Below are 18,101 nucleotides of genomic sequence, written 5' to 3' on the forward strand. Positions count from 1 at the left end.
GGCAAAACCGATGACCGCAACTGCACAGCAGCTTGAATATCTGAAAAACAGCATCAAAAGCATCCAGGACTACCCAAAACCTGGCATTCTTTTCCGTGATGTCACCAGCTTGCTGGAAGACCCGAAAGCGTACGCGCTCAGCATTGAACTGCTGGTCGAGCGTTATAAAAACGCCGGGATCACCAAAGTAGTAGGTACTGAAGCCCGCGGCTTCCTGTTTGGCGCACCGGTTGCGCTGGCGATGGGCGTTGGGTTTGTGCCAGTGCGTAAACCGCGCAAGCTGCCGCGTGAAACCATCGCCGAGAGCTATGAGCTGGAGTACGGCACCGATCAGCTGGAGATCCACGTTGATGCGATCAAGCCTGGCGACAAAGTGCTGGTGGTTGACGACCTGCTGGCAACCGGCGGCACTATCGAAGCAACGGTGAAGCTGATTCGTCGTCTGGGTGGCGAAGTGACCGACGCGGCCTTCATCATCAACCTGTTCGATCTCGGCGGTGAGCAGCGCCTGGAAAAACAGGGCATTACCAGCTACAGCCTGGTGCCTTTCCCGGGTCATTAATCCCGGTTTTCACAACCTCGCTCAATGGGTGAGGTTGTGATAGCATTCCCCTCCATAAATTCACCTTCCAGCGTTGCAGAGCCTGCCCATGAGTTATCAGGTGTTAGCCCGTAAATGGCGACCACAAACCTTTGCTGACGTTGTCGGTCAGGAGCATGTGCTGACGGCCCTGGCGAACGGCTTGTCGCTAGGTCGCATCCATCACGCTTATCTTTTCTCCGGCACCCGCGGCGTCGGTAAGACCTCTATTGCCCGTTTGCTGGCAAAAGGTCTCAACTGCGAAACCGGGATCACCGCCACCCCCTGCGGCGTGTGTGATAACTGCCGGGAGATCGAGCAGGGGCGTTTTGTCGATCTGATCGAGATCGACGCCGCCTCACGCACCAAAGTTGAAGATACCCGCGACCTGCTGGACAACGTCCAGTACGCCCCGGCGCGTGGCCGCTTCAAGGTCTACCTGATCGATGAAGTGCACATGCTGTCCCGCCACAGCTTCAACGCCCTGCTGAAAACGCTGGAAGAGCCGCCTGCGCACGTGAAATTCCTGCTGGCGACCACCGATCCGCAAAAGCTGCCGGTCACCATCTTGTCCCGCTGCCTGCAGTTCCATCTGAAGGCGCTGGACGTTGAGCAGATCCGTACGCAGCTTGAGCACATTCTTGACGAAGAGAAGATTGTCCACGAACCGCGCGCCCTGCAACTGCTGGCCCGCGCCGCAGACGGCAGCCTGCGTGATGCGTTAAGCCTCACCGACCAGGCGATTGCCAGCGGTGACGGCAAGCTCTCGACTGACGCGGTCAGCACCATGCTCGGTACGCTGGATGACGATCAGGCGCTTTCGCTTATTGAGGCGATGATTGCCGCCAACGGTGAACGCGTAATGTCGCTGGTGAATGCCGCAGCCGCACGGGGTATTGAATGGGAAGGGCTGCTGGTTGAGATGCTTAGCCTGCTGCACCGCGTGGCAATGCTGCAGCTTTCTCCGTCGGCCATTGGTGCGGATATGGCCGCCATTGAACAGCGGATGCGTGAACTAGCCCGCACCGTGCCGCCTGCCGACGTGCAGCTCTACTACCAGACGCTGCTGATTGGCCGTAAAGAGTTACCGTTCGCGCCGGACCCGAGGATGGGCGTTGAAATGACGCTGCTGCGCGCGCTGGCGTTCCACCCGCGCATGCCGCTGCCGGAGCCAGAGGTGCCACGGCAGTCTTTCGCCCCGGTCGCCCCAACGGCGGTGATGTCGCCGCAGCAGGTACCGCCGCAGCCGACACCGCCGGCGCAGAACGTGCCGCTGTCGGATGCCACCAGTTCGGTGCTTGCCGCACGCAGCCAACTGCAGCGTGCCCAGGGAGTAACCAAACCAAAAAAGAGTGAACCGGCAGCGCCAGGAAGAGCGCGGCCGGTGAACAACGCCGCGCTTGAACGACTGGCCTCGGTAACGGAGCGCGTACAGTCGCGTCCGGCACCGTCCGCGCTCGAGCAGAAAGCCCCGGTGAAAGAAGAGGCTTACCGCTGGAAGGCGACCACCGTTGTCGAAACGGTCAAGGAAGTGGTTGCCACGCCAAAAGCGCTGAAAAAGGCGCTGGAGCATGAAAAAACGCCGGAGCTGGCCGCGAAGCTTGCCGAAGAGGCTATTGCGCGCGACGCCTGGGCCGCTGAGGTCAGCCAGCTCCAGTTGCCGAAGCTGGTCGAGCAGGTCGCGCTGAATGCCTGGAAAGAGCAGGACGGCACTCAGGTGCGTTTGCACCTGCGTCCGGGTCAACGCCACCTGAATTCACCCGGTGCGCAAAAGGCGCTGGCCGAGGCGCTGGCCGCTTTACAGGGTTCACCGGTTGAATTGACTATCATTGAAGATGATAATCCGGCGGTGAAAACGCCGCTGGAGTGGCGTCAGGCCATTTATGAAGAGAAGCTCGCGCAGGCGCGCGAGGCGATAATTGCGGATAACAACATTCAGACCCTGCGCCGGTTCTTCGACGCCGATCTGGATGAAGAGAGTATTCGCCCCATTTGATCGTGAGTCTGACTTACGGTTGTAATCCTTAAACGTGAAAGAAGAGAGAAGCCTATGTTTGGTGGAAAAGGCGGTCTGGGTGGCCTGATGAAGCAGGCTCAGCAGATGCAGGAAAAAATGCAGAAGATGCAGGAAGAGATCGCTCAGCTGGAAGTCACGGGTGAATCCGGTGCCGGTCTGGTCAAAGTGACCATCAACGGTGCGCACAACTGCCGTCGCGTTGAAATCGACCCGAGCCTGCTCGAAGACGACAAAGAGATGCTGGAAGATCTGGTTGCTGCCGCGTTTAACGATGCTGCGCGCCGTATCGACGAAACTCAGAAAGAGAAAATGGCCTCCGTTTCCAGCGGTATGCAACTGCCGCCTGGCTTCAAGATGCCATTCTGATGCAAACCAGTCCGCTGCTCACGCAGTTAATGGAAGCACTGCGCTGCCTGCCGGGCGTTGGCCCGAAGTCAGCGCAGCGCATGGCGTTTACGCTATTGCAGCGCGACCGCAGCGGCGGGATGCGCCTGGCGCAGGCTTTAACCCGCGCCATGTCAGAAATTGGTCACTGTGCGGATTGCCGTACCTTTACCGAGCAGGATGTTTGTAACATCTGCACGAACCCGCGTCGTCAGGAAAACGGTCAGATTTGCGTGGTGGAGAGTCCGGCGGACATCTACGCCATCGAACAAACCGGGCAGTTTTCTGGCCGCTATTTCGTGCTGATGGGGCATCTCTCCCCGCTGGACGGTATTGGCCCGGACGATATCGGCCTTGACCGCCTTGAACAGCGTCTTGAGTCCGAAACGATCAAAGAGGTGATCCTCGCCACCAACCCCACGGTGGAAGGGGAAGCTACTGCCAACTACATCGCCGAGCTGTGCGCGCAGTATGGCGTTGACGCCAGCCGCATCGCTCACGGCGTGCCGGTCGGCGGCGAGCTGGAGATGGTGGACGGCACTACGCTGTCCCACTCTCTGGCAGGACGTCACAAGATTATTTTCTGACCAAACGGAGGCGGCGTTTGCCGCCTTCGCTTGAAAATTTCCCCCCTTATCCCCATCTCTCCCTCAACGTTTTAAAACCCCATTAAATGGCATTGTTGAGGTCGACATAGATGAAAGGACAAGAAACCCGCGGTTTCCAGTCAGAAGTAAAACAGCTTCTGCACCTGATGATCCATTCCCTGTATTCCAACAAAGAAATTTTTCTGCGTGAGCTGATTTCCAACGCCTCCGATGCGGCGGACAAGCTGCGCTTCCGCGCGCTGTCTAACCCGGATCTGTACGAAGGCGACGGTGAGCTGCGCGTGCGCGTCTCTTTCAATAAAGAGAAGCGCACTCTGACCATCGCCGATAACGGCATCGGGATGAACCGCGACGAGGTGATCGACCACCTCGGGACCATCGCCAAATCCGGCACCAAAGCGTTCCTCGAGTCCATGGGCTCTGACCAGGCGAAAGACAGCCAACTGATCGGTCAGTTCGGTGTGGGTTTCTACTCGGCGTTCATCGTGGCGGACAAAGTCACCGTGCGCACCCGCGCGGCGGGCGACAGCGCGGAGAATGGCGTGCTGTGGGAATCGAAAGGTGAAGGCGAATACACCGTTGATGACATCACCAAAGCGGATCGCGGGACCGAAATCACCCTGCACCTGCGTGAAGGAGAAGATGATTTCCTGAACGACTGGCGCGTACGCTCCATCATCAGCAAGTACTCCGATCACATCGCGCTGCCGGTTGAGATTGAAAAACAGGAAGAGAAAGACGGTGAAACCATCGTTTCCTGGGAGAAAATCAACAAGGCGCAGGCGCTGTGGACGCGCAACAAGGCTGAAATCAAGGACGACGAGTACAACGAGTTCTACAAGCATATCGCCCACGACTTTACCGACCCGCTGACCTGGAGCCACAACCGCGTGGAAGGTAAGCAGGAGTACACCAGCCTGCTGTACATCCCGGCGCAGGCGCCGTGGGACATGTGGAACCGCGATCACAAGCATGGCCTGAAGCTGTACGTGCAGCGCGTCTTCATCATGGACGACGCCGAGCAGTTCATGCCGAACTACCTGCGCTTTGTGCGCGGCCTGATAGATTCCAACGATCTGCCGCTGAACGTCTCCCGTGAAATTCTGCAGGACAGCACCGTCACCCGTAACTTGCGCAACGCCCTGACCAAACGTGCGCTGCAGATGCTGGAAAAACTGGCGAAAGACGATGCGGAAAAATATCAGACCTTCTGGAAACAGTTCGGTCTGGTGCTGAAAGAAGGCCCGGCTGAAGACATGGCGAACGTTGAAACCATCGCTAAACTGCTGCGCTTTGCCTCTACGCACACCGACTCCTCCGCGCAGACCGTGTCGCTGGAAGAGTACATCTCCCGCATGAAAGAAGGGCAGGAGAAGATCTACTACATCACCGCCGACAGCTACGCCGCAGCGAAGAGCAGCCCGCACCTGGAGCTGTTGCGCAAGAAAGGCATTGAAGTACTGCTGCTGTCCGACCGCATTGACGAATGGATGATGAACTACCTGACCGAGTTCGACGGTAAGGCGTTCCAGTCTGTTGCGAAGGCAGACGAGTCCATCGACAAGCTGGCAGATGAAGTGGATGAAAATGCGAAAGAAGCCGAGAAGGCGCTGGAGCCGTTCATTGAGCGCGTGAAAACGCTGCTGGGCGAGCGCGTAAAAGAGGTGCGTTTCACTCACCGTCTGACCGACACTCCGGCCATTGTCACCACCGATGCCGATGAAATGAGCACCCAGATGGCGAAGCTGTTCGCGGCTGCGGGCCAGGCGGTGCCGGAAGTGAAATATATTTTCGAACTGAACCCGGATCATCCTCTGGTGAAACGCGCGGCGGATACCCAGGACGAAGCCCGCTTTGCTGAGTGGGTTGAGCTGCTGCTGGACCAGTCTCTGCTGGCCGAACGCGGCACGCTGGAAGATCCTAACCTGTTCATTAAACGTGTGAATGGGCTGCTGCTGGCGTAATTAAACACCTGCCCCTCACCCAGCCCTCTCCCCAAAGGGGAGAGGGTATAATCGTCCCCTCTCCCCTTTGGGGAGAGGGTTAGGGTGAGGGGGCATTCTCGCACTATCCCAAATTATCTCCCCCCATTAACCGTTTCAGCCTTCCCGCCTTCCTTGAGCCGCACTCGTTCTGGTGGTATTGTTTAGCGCTTTTGAAAAATTGAATCGACTTTTGAGGGGATTTTCGCAATGCGTATTATTCTGCTTGGCGCTCCGGGCGCGGGTAAAGGAACTCAGGCTCAGTTCATCATGGAGAAATACGGTATTCCGCAAATCTCCACCGGTGATATGCTGCGCGCCGCTGTAAAATCTGGCTCCGAGCTGGGTAAACAAGCGAAAGACATCATGGACGCAGGCAAGCTGGTGACTGACGAGCTGGTTATTGCTCTGGTCAAAGAGCGCATTGCTCAGGAAGACTGCCGTAACGGTTTCCTGCTGGACGGTTTCCCACGCACCATTCCTCAGGCTGACGCCATGAAAGAAGCGGGCATCAACGTGGACTACGTTCTGGAGTTCGACGTACCGGACGAGCTGATCGTTGATCGTATCGTTGGCCGTCGCGTACACGCTGCGTCTGGCCGCGTTTACCACATCAAATTCAACCCACCTAAGGTTGAAGGCAAAGATGACGTGACCGGCGAAGAGCTGACCACCCGTAAAGACGATCAGGAAGAGACCGTGCGTAAGCGCCTGGTGGAATACCATCAGATGACTGCGCCGCTGATCGGCTACTACACCAAAGAAGCGCAGGCGGGTAACACCAAATACGCGAAAGTTGACGGCACCAAAGCCGTGGCTGACGTGCGTGCTGAGCTGGAAAAAATCCTCGGCTAATCGCATCTCTCTCACCCGGGCCACCGGGTGAGAAAAATTCTCATCTTACCTATTACAGCAATGGGTTTCGTTTAAACGCATTTCCGCTACAATTGACAACCATTCAAATGGTTAAGAGGCGTGAATGAGTCAGGCGAAAACCGGCATCCTGCTTGCCAATCTGGGTACTCCAGAAGCACCTACATCAGACGCGGTAAAACGCTACCTGCGACAATTTTTAAGCGACACGCGCGTCGTGGATTTTCCGCGACTGCTGTGGTGGCCGCTGCTGCGTGGCGTCATTCTGCCGATCCGTTCTCCGCGCGTCGCCAAACTCTATCAGTCCGTGTGGATGGAAGAGGGCTCGCCGCTGATGGTTTACAGCCGTCGCCAGGAAAAAGCGCTGGCTGCCCGCCTGCCAGAGATGCCCGTCGCGCTCGGCATGAGCTACGGCAAACCGTCCCTGGAAAGCGCGGTGGATTCACTGCTGGCGCAGGGCGTGGACCATATCGTGGTGCTGGCGCTCTACCCGCAGTACTCCTGCTCGACGGTGGCCGCCGTCTGGGACGAGCTGGCCCGCATTCTGGCGACCCGCCGCCGCATTCCGGGCGTGACCTTTATTCGCGACTATGCGGATAACGAGCTGTACATCAAGGCGCTTGCCAACAGCGCGCGCGCGTCGTTTGAAAAACACGGCGAGCCGGATCTGCTGCTGCTCTCCTATCACGGCATCCCGCAGCGTTTCGCCAACGAAGGGGATGATTACCCGCAGCGCTGTCGCGATACCACCCGCGAACTGGTCTCCGCCCTTGGCCTGCCGCCGGAGAAGGTGATGATGACCTTCCAGTCGCGCTTCGGCCGCGAGCCGTGGCTGACGCCGTACACCGATGAAACCCTCAAAATGCTCGGTGAGAAGGGCGTGAAGCATGTTCAGGTGATGTCGCCGGGCTTCTCGGCTGACTGCCTGGAAACGCTGGAGGAGATCGCGGTGCAAAACCGGGAATTTTTCCTTGAAGCTGGCGGTGAAAAGTACGAGTACATTCCGGCGCTTAACGATTCGCCAGAACATATCGACATGATGGTCTCGCTGGTGACGAACAGCCGCTGATCGCACTCCGGGCCGGGTTTGTGCTACCATTCCCGGCCCATATTCTTCGTACAGTTCAGACCATGAAATTTCCCGGTAAACGCAAATCCAAACACTACTTTCCCGTCGATGCCCGCGATCCGCTCCTGCAGCAAATCCAGCCTGAAAATGAAACCAGCGCGGCCTGGGTCGTCGGTATCGACCAGACGCTGGTGGACATTGAAGCGAAAGTGGATGATGAGTTTGTCGCTCGTTACGGTCTGAGCGCCGGTCACTCGCTGGTGATTGAAGATGACGTGGCCGAAGCGCTGTACCAGGAGCTGGTGCGCGAAAACCTGATTACCCATCAGTTTGCCGGAGGCACCATCGGGAATACTATGCACAACTACTCCGTGCTGGCTGACGACCGCTCTGTCCTGCTTGGCGTCATGTGCAGCAATATCGAAATCGGTGGTTACGCCTACCGTTATCTGTGCAACACCTCCAGCCGTACCGATCTGAACTATCTCCAGGGCGTTGACGGGCCGATTGGCCGCTGCTTTACGCTGATCGGCGAATCCGGTGAACGTACCTTTGCCATCAGCCCGGGCCACATGAATAAGCTGCGCGCGGAAAGCATTCCTGAAGAGGTGATCGCGGGCGCGTCGGCGCTGGTACTGACCTCCTATCTGGTGCGCTGCAAGCCGGGAGAGCCGATGCCGGAAGCCACCATGAAAGCCATTGAGTACGCCAAAAAGTACGATGTGCCGGTAGTGTTAACGCTGGGCACCAAATTCGTGATTGCCGATAACCCGGAGTGGTGGCAGGCGTTCCTGAAAGAGCACGTTTCGATTCTGGCAATGAACGAAGAAGAGGCCGAAGCGCTGACCGGTGAAAGCGATCCGCTGCTGGCGTCTGATAAAGCGCTGGACTGGGTGGACCTGGTGCTCTGCACCGCCGGTCCTGTCGGGTTGTATATGGCGGGCTTCACGGAAGAAGAGAGTAAACGCAAAACCCAGCATCCGCTGCTGCCGGGGGCGATTGCCGAGTTTAACCAGTATGAGTTCAGCCGCGGCATGCGTTACAAAGATTGCATTAACCCACTGCGGATCTACTCTCACATCGCGCCCTATATGGGCGGACCGGAGAAGATCATGAACACCAACGGCGCGGGCGACGGCGCGCTGGCGGCACTGCTGCACGACATTACCGCCAATGCTTACCACAAAACCAACGTACCCAATTCCAGCAAACATAAATTCAACTGGCTGACCTACTCGTCGCTGGCGCAGGTGTGTAAATACGCGAATCGCGTCAGTTATCAGGTGCTGAACCAGCACTCGCCGCGCTTAACACGCGGCCTGCCGGAGCGGGAAGACAGCCTCGAAGAGGCGTACTGGGACAGGTAAAGAAACCCCTCACCCTAACCCTCTCCCCATAGGGGAGAGGGTGTTCGAGTTCCCTCTCCCCTATGGGGAGAGGGTTAGGGTGAGGGGACCTGGCCGCACAACACTTAACCCGTCACCCCTTCTTCAACCGGCGGTTTCTCCAGCAGCGTCAGCATCGTATTCGCAATCTCGCGTTCGCCCATCACCACCTTATTCGCGCCGCGCTCGGTGATATATTCCACCTCGTCGTCATAATGCGCCCGGGCGATAATCTCGATATTGGGGCACTTCTCGCGCGCGGAAGCCACAATCTCGCCCGCTTCATAGCCGTTGGGTATGGTCAGCAGCAGCCAGCGGGCGCAGTCCAGATGCGCCAGGTTCATGATCTCTTCGTTCGCCGCATTGCCCAGCACCGCCCGAATGCCGCGCTCGCGCAGCTCGTCGACGCGGGTACGCGAGGTTTCAATCACCACCAGCGGAATACCCTGCGCCATCAGCTTCTCGCCAAGCAGGCTTCCCACGCGGCCAAAGCCGACCAGCAGGGCGTGGTTGCAAATATCCACCGGGATCTGCTTCTCTTCTTCGATGGCCTCGTCGAGGGTCTGCTCTTCCAGGGTTTCGGTTTTATCGAGGTATTTTTCCAGCAGGGCAAACAGCACCGGGTTCAGCATAATCGACAGGATCGCGCCTGCCAACACCAGGTTTTGCCCGGCCTGTGGCAGCAGATTCAGGGCCATGCCCAGACCGGCGAGAATAAAGGCGAACTCGCCAATCTGCGCCAGGCTGGCGGCGATGGTCAGTGCCGTACGCGGCGAGTGGCCAAACATCCGCACCAGGAAGAAGGCGGCGAGGGATTTACCAAATATGATGATCGCCAGCGTGCCCAGCACGGCCAGCGGCTGCTGGATCAGAATAAGCGGGTCAAACAACATCCCGACGGAGACGAAGAACAGCACGGCGAAGGCGTCGCGCAGCGGCAGGGTATCGTGCGCCGCGCGATGGCTCAGCTCGGATTCGTTCAGCACCATCCCGGCGAAGAAGGCGCCCAGGGCAAAGGAGACGTCAAACAGCTCAACGGCACCAAAAGCAATGCCCAGCGCCAGCGCCAGCACGGAGAGGGTAAACAGCTCGCGTGAGCCGGTTGCCGCGCTGCGGGACATGATCCACGGGACCAGACGGCGGCCCACCAGCATCATGATGGCGATAAACGCCACCACTTTCCCGATGGTGATACTCATATCCAGCGCCAGTGACGCGAAGCCGATATTGTCTTTTTCCAGCATGCCAGCCACGGCAGGCAGCAGCACCAGCGTCAGGACCATCACCAGGTCTTCAACAATCAGCCAGCCTATCGCGATTTGCCCACGCTGGCTGTCTATCAGCTGTCTCTCTTCAAGCGCACGCAGCAGCACCACGGTACTGGCGGTCGAGAGACACAGCCCAAATACGATGCCGGTCATCAACGACCAGCCCAGCACAGCCGACAGTGCCATCCCCAGCAGCGTCGCCACCCCTATCTGGGCGATCGCTCCCGGTATGGCAATCGACTTTACCGCCATCAAATCCTTCAGGGAAAAATGCAGACCGACGCCAAACATCAGCAGAATCACGCCCAATTCCGCCAGCTCAGGGGCCAGTTTGGTATCCGCCACGAACCCTGGCGTAAACGGCCCGGCCAGGACGCCCGCTAGCAGATAGCCGACAAGAGGAGAAATACGCAGTTTATTGGCAATCATGCCGAGGATAAAAGCGAGCACAAGTCCACCAACAATGGTGGTGATAAGCGGTGTGGCGTGGTGCATTCCGTCTCCTTTCGTTGTGGGTGATCCTTTTTGGTGAAAAACCAAAAACCGAGTAATAGTTTATGACAATTTTTACCCTTATGTTTATGAATAATTGTTGAAGTTTGAATAAAACAGCAATAAGCACCATAAAAAGCGCATTTTGCTAAATTCAGTGAGGGAAGTAGAGGAAACCCTTATGGCATCAGGGGGGCAGGTAGCCAAAGACAAACTTTGGCTACCCCTTATTTACGCTTTGTGGCGGTTATCAGGCAGGAATATGGTTAACATCCCAAGAAGTGGCAGGAAAGCGCAGATTTTATAAACCAGGAAGATGCTGGTGTGATCCGCAACCATCCCCAATACCGCCGCGCCAAGGCCTCCCATACCGAAGGCGAAACCGAAAAAGAGTCCGGAAACCATACCGATACGTCCTGGCAGCAGCTCCTGGGCATAGACCAGAATGGCGGAAAACGCGGAAGCGAGGATAAAACCAATAATCACGGTTAAAATCCCTGTCCATTCAAGGCTGGCGTACGGCAAAATGAGGGTAAAGGGCGCTACGCCGAGGATAGAGCCCCAAATAACATATTTACGCCCAATCTTATCCCCTACAGGCCCGCCAATGACCGTGCCGGCGGCGACGGCGAACAGGAAGGCAAACAGATGGATCTGCGCGTTTTGTACCGATAATCCGAATTTTTGCATCAGATAAAAGGTGTAATAGCTGCTGATGCTCGCCATATAGAAGTATTTCGAGAAAATCAGCACCAGCAGGACGGCCACCGCCAGGATAACCTTATTGCGAGGAAGGGGATTGATAACCTTCGCTTTAGATTTTCCTTTATTCACCCGATGCTGAGCAGCATACCAGCGGCTGATCTGCGCCAGCACAATAATCGCCAGCAGTGCGGCCAGGACGAACCAGGCCACGTTGCCTTTACCGTAAGGGGCAATAATCACCGCAGCCAGCAGTGGGCCGAGGGAGCTACCAAAGTTGCCGCCCACCTGGAAGAGAGACTGCGCCAGACCGTGACGTCCCCCGGAAGCCATACGCGCCACGCGCGAGGACTCTGGATGGAAAACGGACGAGCCGGTACCTACCAGCGCGGCGGCAATCAGCACGGCTTCAAAGCTTCCGGCCATGGCCAGCAGCACCAGTCCGCTTAAGGTAAAGCACATGCCGATCGGCAGCGACCACGGCATTGGGTATTTATCCGTCCAGTAGCCCACCACCGGCTGCAGCAGTGAGGAAGCCAGCTGGAAGGTCAGAGTGATCATCCCGATCTGCACGAAGGTGAGGGAGAACTCGGACTGCAGCAGCGGATAAATGGCCAGAATTAACGACTGGATCATGTCGTTGAGCAGATGCGAGAGACTGATTGCGCCTAATACTTTAAAGGAGGTGCGCGACGCCGGCGCGCCCGGAACTGTCTGGGTTGATTCACTGATTGCCATAGAGAGAATTACCACGTCTTGAGTTATTAGCGATGCAGGGTGTAATTATTATCCGACTAACATACCCGCCCGGGACCTTTGAAGAAAGTCGCAATTCTGAAAACTTATTTGTCTATTCTTATTAGTCACTGTAATTTCTGCCTTTGTCTATTGGTCAGGGAGAGAGAAGATGAAGTTAATGAAGCGGGGCGTCGCGCTGGCGCTGATTGCCGCCTGGGGTATGGTAAGCCTGCCCGCGCAGGCGTATGAAAAAGACAAAACCTATAAAATCACCATTCTGCATACCAACGATCACCACGGTCATTTCTGGCGCAGTGAATACGGCGAATATGGTCTGTCGGCGCAAAAAACGCTGGTGGACGGCATTCGTAAAGAGGTGGCAGCCCAGGGCGGCAGCGTGCTGTTACTGTCAGGAGGCGATATCAATACCGGCGTGCCGGAATCTGATTTACAGGATGCCGAGCCCGATTTCCGCGGCATGAATCTGATTGGCTACGACGCGATGGCCGTCGGTAACCACGAGTTTGATAACCCGCTGAGCGTGCTGCGTCAGCAGGAAAAATGGGCCAAATTCCCCTTCCTTTCCGCCAATATTTACCAGAAAAGTACCGGCGAGCGCCTGTTTAAGCCCTGGGCGCTGTTTAAGCGTCAGGATCTGAAGATCGCGGTCATTGGCTTAACCACCGACGATACGGCGAAAATTGGCAACCCGGAGTTCTTTACCGATATCGAATTCCGCAAACCGGCAGACGAAGCGAAGCTGGTGATTCAGGAGCTGCAGCAAAACGAAAAGCCGGACGTGATTATCGCCACCACCCACATGGGGCACTACGATAACGGTGAGCACGGCTCGAACGCACCGGGTGACGTGGAGATGGCGCGCAGCCTGCCAGCGGGCTCGCTGGCGATGATTGTGGGTGGTCACTCACAAGATCCGGTGTGTATGGCCTCGGAGAACAAAAAGCAGGTGGATTACGTGCCGGGTACGCCGTGCGCCCCAGACCGTCAGAACGGTATCTGGATTGTGCAGGCGCACGAGTGGGGCAAATACGTGGGCCGGGCGGACTTCGAGTTCCGTAACGGTGAGATGAAGCTGGTGCATTATCAGCTCATTCCGGTCAACCTGAAGAAAAAGGTTACCTACCCGGACGGGAAAAGTGAGCGCGTACTTTACACGCCAGAGATCGCCGAAAACCAGCAAATGCTCTCCCTGCTGACGCCGTTCCAGAACAAAGGTAAGGCGCAGCTGGATGTGAAAATCGGCACGCTGAACGGGCGTCTGGAAGGGGACCGCAGTAAAGTTCGCTTCGTGCAGACCAACATGGGTCACCTGGTACTGGCGGCGCAAATGGCGCGCACCGGCGCTGACTTCGGCGTGATGAGCGGCGGCGGCATTCGTGACTCTATCGAAGGCGGCAACATCACCTATAAAGACGTCCTGAAGGTGCAGCCGTTCGGTAACGTGGTGGTCTATGCCGATATGAGCGGGAAAGAGGTCATTGACTATCTGACCGCTGTGGCGCAGATGAAACCGGATTCCGGGGCCTATCCGCAGTTTGCCAACGTCAGCTTTGTGGCGAAAGACGGCAAGCTTAACGATCTTAAGATTAAAGGTGAACCGGTCGATCCTGGCAAAACCTACCGTCTGGCGACTCTGAGTTTTAACGCCACCGGCGGCGACGGCTATCCGCATATTGATAATAAACCGGGCTACGTGAATACCGGCTTTATTGATGCGGAAGTGCTGAAGCAGTTCATCGAGCAGAATTCACCGATAGACGTGAATGCGTATGAGCCGAAAGGCGAGGTGAGCTGGCAGTAGTGTTGTGCGGCCTGATGCCCTCACCCCAACCCTCTCCCATCGGGAGAGGGCGCGAACACAAAAAACGGTAACGCCTGTTACCGTTTTGCTTTTACCTCGAAGCCGCCACCCGGCAAATTTCTCAATCCCGGCGCGCAATATCCGCAAACTTCGCGTCCAGCATTTTCGCCAGATCGCCCGCGGCCAGCTCAATATCCAGCCCGCGTTTGCCTCCGGATATAAAGATGGTGTCAAATTCCTGTGAAGGGGCATCAATCAGCGTCGGCAAACGTTTTTTCTGCCCGAGCGGGCTGATCCCACCCACCAGGTAGCCCGTGGTGCGTTGCGCAACCATCGGGTCGGCCATATCCACCTTCTTCGCCCCCAGGGCTTTAGCGACTTTCTTCAGATCCAGCTGTCCCGCCACCGGCGTAACCGCGACGGCGAGGTGCTTCATGTCGCCATTCACCGCAACCAGCAGCGTTTTATACACCTGGTCCGCGTTCAGGCCCAGCTTGCGCACCACTTCATCACCAAAGTTGGTCTCATTCGGATCGTGATCGTAAGTGTGGATCCGGAAAGAAATGTTGTTTTTTTCGAGTAATTTAACGGCGGGAGTCATAGCTATCCTTCTTACGACAGACAAATCATGCCATCAGCATACGCCTGACGTTTGTCTAAAAAATAGCACCATCTTGCGCAATAGTATTGGCAGTGATGGTCACTTTGAGCGACAATCGGCTCAACCGAAGGTCTCCTTCGGCATAATAAAAACGATGAAATTCCTCTTTGACGGGCCAATAGAAATATTGGCCATTTTTTTATTTCAGCAGCGACGGCAAATTCCCTTCTCCGTACAAATGTAACGCCCCGACCGCCACCACATAATGCCCCGCAGGTAGCGCATGCAGCGTCTGTCGCCAGGCCTGGTTGCGCGCATTCATCAGCACATCGTATAACGATTCACTGAAGGTCGACGGTAAGGCCAGCTTACCCTCCGCAGGCGGCGCGTCCAGCCACCAGCCAATCATGGTTTGCAGCAGTCGCGCGTTGGTGTGCCAGTGGGTCAGCGTATCATCCAGCAGCATACGGCCGTCGTCGGGAAGCTGTCGCAGGAGCGCAATCTGGCTGTCGGTCCCTTCCAGTTCGATGATGGGCAGACTGCGCGCCCTGGCCACATTCAGCAGCTGGTAATCAATGCCGTAATCACCGCGCAGACCCAGACGCTGCGCCTGCGTGGCCTGCAGCACCATCGCAATTTGCCACAGCGGCAGGGTGTCAATCATGGAAAGCGAGACGCCCGTTTCATCCGCCACGCGCGTCAGCTCCGCAAGCTGGGTTTCATCCAGACGTTCCGCGAGCGTGAGATCGCTCTCCAGGCCAGCGAACGGCGACTCATGGCCGGAGATGTCCGCCTCAACGACCAGTGCGTCGGCGTGTTTCAGCAGCTTGATCAGGCCGGGCGGCAGGGGAGACATATCCTGCGTACCCATATGAATGCTGCCTACCAGGTGCAGGTGTTGCCCGCCGGGGAGAGAGATATCCAGACCCGGCCAGGCGTAACGGCGAGGAAAGAGGGCGCGAAACGATGTTTTTATACGATTAAACAGACCCATACGCGCTCCATGAATGGAAAGGGTCATGCTAGCGCGTACGAGTACAAGGTTCAATCCTTCGGTTTAAAGCGCAGCAGCCGGTTGGCGTTGCTCACCACGGTGATGGAGGAGAGCGCCATCGCCGCACCTGCGACCACCGGGTTTAGCAGCGTGCCGGTCAGCGGCCATAAAATGCCGGCCGCAATCGGGATACCGAGGGTGTTATAGATAAACGCCCCCAGCAGGTTCTGCTTCATGTTGCGCAACGTGGCTTTTGAAATGGCCAGCGCGTCGGCAACGCCCATCAGGCTATGGCGCATCAGCGTAATGGCGGCGGTTTCAATGGCCACGTCGCTCCCACCCCCCATGGCAATTCCCACGTCCGCCTGGGCCAGCGCCGGGGCATCGTTGATGCCGTCGCCGACCATCGCCACCTGACGGCCCTGACGCTGCAGGTTTTTAATGGCGTCCGCTTTGCCATCCGGCAGTACGCCCGCAATCACCTCGTCAATACCGGCCTCCCGGGCGATGGCGTTTGCCGTTGTTGGGTTATCTCCGGTCAGCATGACCAGACGGTAGCCCGCGCGATGCAGGCGCTGCAAGGCGTCCACGCTATCCTGACGAAGCGGATCGCGCACGGCCAGCAGCGCGGCGGCCTGGCCATCGACCGCAAGCAGAACTGGCGTGGCGCCCTGAGACGCCTGCGCTTTCAGCTCGCTTTCCAGCGCGGAGGTATCAATACCGTTGTCATTAAGCAATGCCTGGTTGCCCAGCAGCAGCGCGTGGCCTTCGGCTTCACCGCTGACGCCGAGCCCGCGCAGGGTACGGAAGTTGCTGACCTGCGGCAGGGCAGATGCATTCGCTTTATCAAGGATGGCGCGCGCCAGCGGATGGCTGGAGCCTTGCTCCAGCGCCGCGGCAAGCCGCAGCGCGTCCGCTTCGGCAATGCCTGCGGTCGTGACGGCCACTACCTGCGGTTTGCCTTCGGTCAGCGTGCCGGTTTTATCAAACACCAGCGTGTCCAGGGTGCTGGCCCGCTGCAGCGCGTCTGCATCCCGCACCAGCACGCCAAACTCGGCGGCGCGGCCTACGCCGGAGATAATCGACATCGGCGTCGCCAGGCCAAGGGCGCACGGACAGGCGATGATCAGCACCGTGGTGGCAATCACCAGGGTATAAACAATCTGCGGCGCCGGGCCGAAGAAATACCAGATCGCCGCGCTCAGCAGGGCAATACCGACTACCACCGGCACAAAAATGGCAGAGATCCTGTCGGCAAGCTGGCCAATCTCCGGCTTACTGCTCTGCGCCTGGCGCACCATGCGAATAATGCGCGACAGCGTGGTGTGGCTGCCGACGGCGCTGGCGGTAAACAGCACGCTGCCGTCCTGTACCACCGTACCGGCATGAACGGCGTCACCGTCTGATTTCTGCTGGGGGATGGGCTCGCCGGTCAGCATCGCTTCATCCAGCCAGGCTTCGCCCTGCGTGATTTTACCGTCAACGGGAACGCGATCGCCCGTAGTCAGACGCAGCGTCATGCCAGGCTGAACCTCGGCCAGCGGGACGCTCTTTTCCCCGTCGTCCGTGACCACGCGCGCGGTTGGCGGGGTTAAATCGAGCAACCTTTCCAGCGCTTTCGAGGAGCGCTGACGGGCGCGGGCTTCCAGCATATGGCCTAAGTTAATCAGGCCGATGATCATCGCGCTGGCTTCATAATAGAGATGCCGCGCTTCCATTGGGAACCACTGGGGCCAGACGTTCACGCTCATGGAGTAGAGCCACGCCGCACCCGTGCCGAGCGCAACCAGCGTATCCATCGTCGCGGTGCGGTTTTTCAGGCTCTTCCAGGCGCTGGTATAGAAATGACCGCCCGCGAAGACCATCACGCCCAGGGTAATGAGACCGATGACCAGCCACAGCGTGCGGTTGTCGTCGGTGACCATCATGTTGTCGCCGAGCATCCCCCACACCATCACCGGAATACCCACCAGCAGGGCGACAATCGCCTGCCAGCGGAAGCGCTTCATGGTGGCAATCGCCGTTTCCTGCTGGCGCTCGCGGCGTTCGGCATCATCTTCGATGGCCTCCGCGCCGTAGCCCGCTTTTTCAACGGCCTGCACTAAATCTGCTGCGGAGGCGCTGCCCATCACCAGCGCAGTGCGCTCCGCGAGGTTGACCCGTGCCTGGGCGACGCCCGGTACCGCCTGCAGGGCGTTTTGTACCCGGGAGACGCAGCTGGCGCAGCTCATGCCGTTGATCAGCAGCTGTTGGCTGTCATCAATATCATCCGCTGCCGGAAGCTCAGGAGTGGCCGCTGTCAGTGCTTCCGACGGGGATGATGACTCTGCCAGCGGTTTAGCCTTTGGGTGGCTCAGCTCCGCCCCATAGCCGGCCTGCCTGATGGTATCGATCAGCGCATCCGCGCTGGCGCTGCCGGTAACGGCGGCATGGTCGATAGTGACTTCAGCGCTTTCAACATCGGGGCGCTGTTCAAGGCTTTCTTTTACGCGTTTGACGCAATGACCGCAGGAGAGGCCATCCAGCGTCAGGTCGATAGTGTGAGACATAGTAAAACTCCCGTATAATGATCTGGTCAGTTGTTGA

14 protein-coding genes and 1 other annotated feature are annotated in these 18,101 nt (G+C 57.7%); of the genes, 9 read left to right on the top strand and 5 right to left on the bottom strand.

Going from position 1 to position 18,101, the window contains the following annotated elements; translation table 11 throughout:
* Positions 1-10: 10 nt before the first annotated feature.
* From apt to EKN83_RS05080, 8 genes are all read left to right on the top strand, one after another.
* Complete coding sequence (gene apt / locus EKN83_RS05045) at positions 11-562, top strand: adenine phosphoribosyltransferase (protein WP_000127359.1); 552 nt, start codon at positions 11-13, stop codon at positions 560-562.
* 88 nt (positions 563-650) lie between these two features.
* Positions 651-2,576, top strand: a complete 1,926-nt coding sequence (gene dnaX / locus EKN83_RS05050) for a DNA polymerase III subunit gamma/tau (RefSeq protein ID WP_126800448.1) — start codon at positions 651-653, stop codon at positions 2,574-2,576.
* Positions 1,906-1,970: a sequence feature (DnaX frameshifting element), on the top strand. Its footprint overlaps the gene before it by 65 nt.
* Positions 2,577-2,630: 54 nt before the next feature.
* Positions 2,631-2,963: a YbaB/EbfC family nucleoid-associated protein gene (locus EKN83_RS05055; RefSeq protein ID WP_003858972.1), complete on the top strand. Its 333-nt coding sequence runs from the start codon at positions 2,631-2,633 to the stop codon at positions 2,961-2,963.
* On the top strand, positions 2,963-3,568 hold the full coding sequence (recR, locus tag EKN83_RS05060; RefSeq protein WP_006809843.1) for a recombination mediator RecR: 606 nt from the start codon (positions 2,963-2,965) through the stop codon (positions 3,566-3,568). Before EKN83_RS05055 ends, recR begins: the two co-directional genes overlap by 1 nt.
* Positions 3,569-3,678: 110 nt before the next feature.
* Entirely contained in the window at positions 3,679-5,553 is a 1,875-nt protein-coding gene (gene htpG / locus EKN83_RS05065; protein WP_126800449.1) for a molecular chaperone HtpG, read from the top strand.
* A gap of 228 nt (positions 5,554-5,781) precedes the next feature.
* A complete protein-coding gene (gene adk / locus EKN83_RS05070) occupies positions 5,782-6,426 on the top strand; it encodes an adenylate kinase (protein ID WP_006809841.1) in 645 nt (214 codons plus the stop codon).
* Positions 6,427-6,550: 124 nt separating this feature from the next.
* Positions 6,551-7,513: a ferrochelatase gene (gene hemH / locus EKN83_RS05075; protein ID WP_025756144.1), complete on the top strand. Its 963-nt coding sequence runs from the start codon at positions 6,551-6,553 to the stop codon at positions 7,511-7,513.
* Positions 7,514-7,575: 62 nt separating this feature from the next.
* Positions 7,576-8,880 (top strand): inosine/guanosine kinase, encoded by a 1,305-nt coding sequence (locus EKN83_RS05080; protein WP_025756143.1) that lies wholly within the window; start codon positions 7,576-7,578, stop codon positions 8,878-8,880.
* A gap of 104 nt (positions 8,881-8,984) precedes the next feature.
* Here the strand turns inward: EKN83_RS05080 and ybaL are convergent, their stop codons facing one another.
* Complete coding sequence (gene ybaL / locus EKN83_RS05085) at positions 8,985-10,661, bottom strand: YbaL family putative K(+) efflux transporter (RefSeq protein ID WP_126800450.1); 1,677 nt, start codon at positions 10,659-10,661, stop codon at positions 8,985-8,987.
* Positions 10,662-10,889: 228 nt separating this feature from the next.
* The gene (locus EKN83_RS05090; RefSeq protein ID WP_025756141.1) at positions 10,890-12,098 is read right to left on the bottom strand and encodes an MFS transporter; all 1,209 of its coding nucleotides are present in this window, start codon (positions 12,096-12,098) and stop codon (positions 10,890-10,892) included.
* Positions 12,099-12,267: 169 nt separating this feature from the next.
* Between EKN83_RS05090 and ushA the strand changes: the two genes are divergently transcribed.
* A complete protein-coding gene (ushA, locus tag EKN83_RS05095; RefSeq protein ID WP_126800451.1) occupies positions 12,268-13,920 on the top strand; it encodes a bifunctional UDP-sugar hydrolase/5'-nucleotidase UshA in 1,653 nt (550 codons plus the stop codon).
* Positions 13,921-14,041: 121 nt separating this feature from the next.
* On the opposite strand, the gene ybaK is transcribed toward ushA, so the two are convergent.
* The 3 genes from ybaK to copA all read right to left on the bottom strand — a co-directional run bounded on the left by ybaK (position 14,042) and on the right by copA (position 18,064).
* Positions 14,042-14,521, bottom strand: a complete 480-nt coding sequence (ybaK, locus tag EKN83_RS05100) for a Cys-tRNA(Pro)/Cys-tRNA(Cys) deacylase YbaK (protein ID WP_023343509.1) — start codon at positions 14,519-14,521, stop codon at positions 14,042-14,044.
* A gap of 199 nt (positions 14,522-14,720) precedes the next feature.
* Complete coding sequence (locus EKN83_RS05105) at positions 14,721-15,515, bottom strand: TraB/GumN family protein (RefSeq protein ID WP_045286622.1); 795 nt, start codon at positions 15,513-15,515, stop codon at positions 14,721-14,723.
* Between the two features lie 50 nt (positions 15,516-15,565).
* Positions 15,566-18,064, bottom strand: coding sequence for a copper-exporting P-type ATPase CopA (gene copA / locus EKN83_RS05110; protein WP_045286623.1), 2,499 nt, complete (start codon positions 18,062-18,064; stop codon positions 15,566-15,568).
* Between the last annotated feature and the right edge of the window lie 37 nt (positions 18,065-18,101).

It is taken from the genome of Enterobacter sp. WCHEn090032 (assembly GCF_003986875.1).
Taxonomy (GTDB): domain Bacteria; phylum Pseudomonadota; class Gammaproteobacteria; order Enterobacterales; family Enterobacteriaceae; genus Enterobacter; species Enterobacter sichuanensis.

What these genes read in the sequence shown, in the direction of transcription:
- copA (WP_045286623.1), bottom strand. Translation starts at nt 18,064, where the DNA reads ATGTCTCACACTATCGACCTGACGCTGGATGGCCTCTCCTGCGGTCAT.
- dnaX (WP_126800448.1), top strand. Translation starts at nt 651, where the DNA reads ATGAGTTATCAGGTGTTAGCCCGTAAATGGCGACCACAAACCTTTGCT.
- EKN83_RS05090 (WP_025756141.1), bottom strand. Translation starts at nt 12,098, where the DNA reads ATGGCAATCAGTGAATCAACCCAGACAGTTCCGGGCGCGCCGGCGTCG.
- EKN83_RS05080 (WP_025756143.1), top strand. Translation starts at nt 7,576, where the DNA reads ATGAAATTTCCCGGTAAACGCAAATCCAAACACTACTTTCCCGTCGAT.
- adk (WP_006809841.1), top strand. Translation starts at nt 5,782, where the DNA reads ATGCGTATTATTCTGCTTGGCGCTCCGGGCGCGGGTAAAGGAACTCAG.
- ybaK (WP_023343509.1), bottom strand. Translation starts at nt 14,521, where the DNA reads ATGACTCCCGCCGTTAAATTACTCGAAAAAAACAACATTTCTTTCCGG.
- apt (WP_000127359.1), top strand. Translation starts at nt 11, where the DNA reads ATGACCGCAACTGCACAGCAGCTTGAATATCTGAAAAACAGCATCAAA.
- ybaL (WP_126800450.1), bottom strand. Translation starts at nt 10,661, where the DNA reads ATGCACCACGCCACACCGCTTATCACCACCATTGTTGGTGGACTTGTG.
- hemH (WP_025756144.1), top strand. Translation starts at nt 6,551, where the DNA reads ATGAGTCAGGCGAAAACCGGCATCCTGCTTGCCAATCTGGGTACTCCA.
- htpG (WP_126800449.1), top strand. Translation starts at nt 3,679, where the DNA reads ATGAAAGGACAAGAAACCCGCGGTTTCCAGTCAGAAGTAAAACAGCTT.
- recR (WP_006809843.1), top strand. Translation starts at nt 2,963, where the DNA reads ATGCAAACCAGTCCGCTGCTCACGCAGTTAATGGAAGCACTGCGCTGC.
- EKN83_RS05055 (WP_003858972.1), top strand. Translation starts at nt 2,631, where the DNA reads ATGTTTGGTGGAAAAGGCGGTCTGGGTGGCCTGATGAAGCAGGCTCAG.
- ushA (WP_126800451.1), top strand. Translation starts at nt 12,268, where the DNA reads ATGAAGTTAATGAAGCGGGGCGTCGCGCTGGCGCTGATTGCCGCCTGG.
- EKN83_RS05105 (WP_045286622.1), bottom strand. Translation starts at nt 15,515, where the DNA reads ATGGGTCTGTTTAATCGTATAAAAACATCGTTTCGCGCCCTCTTTCCT.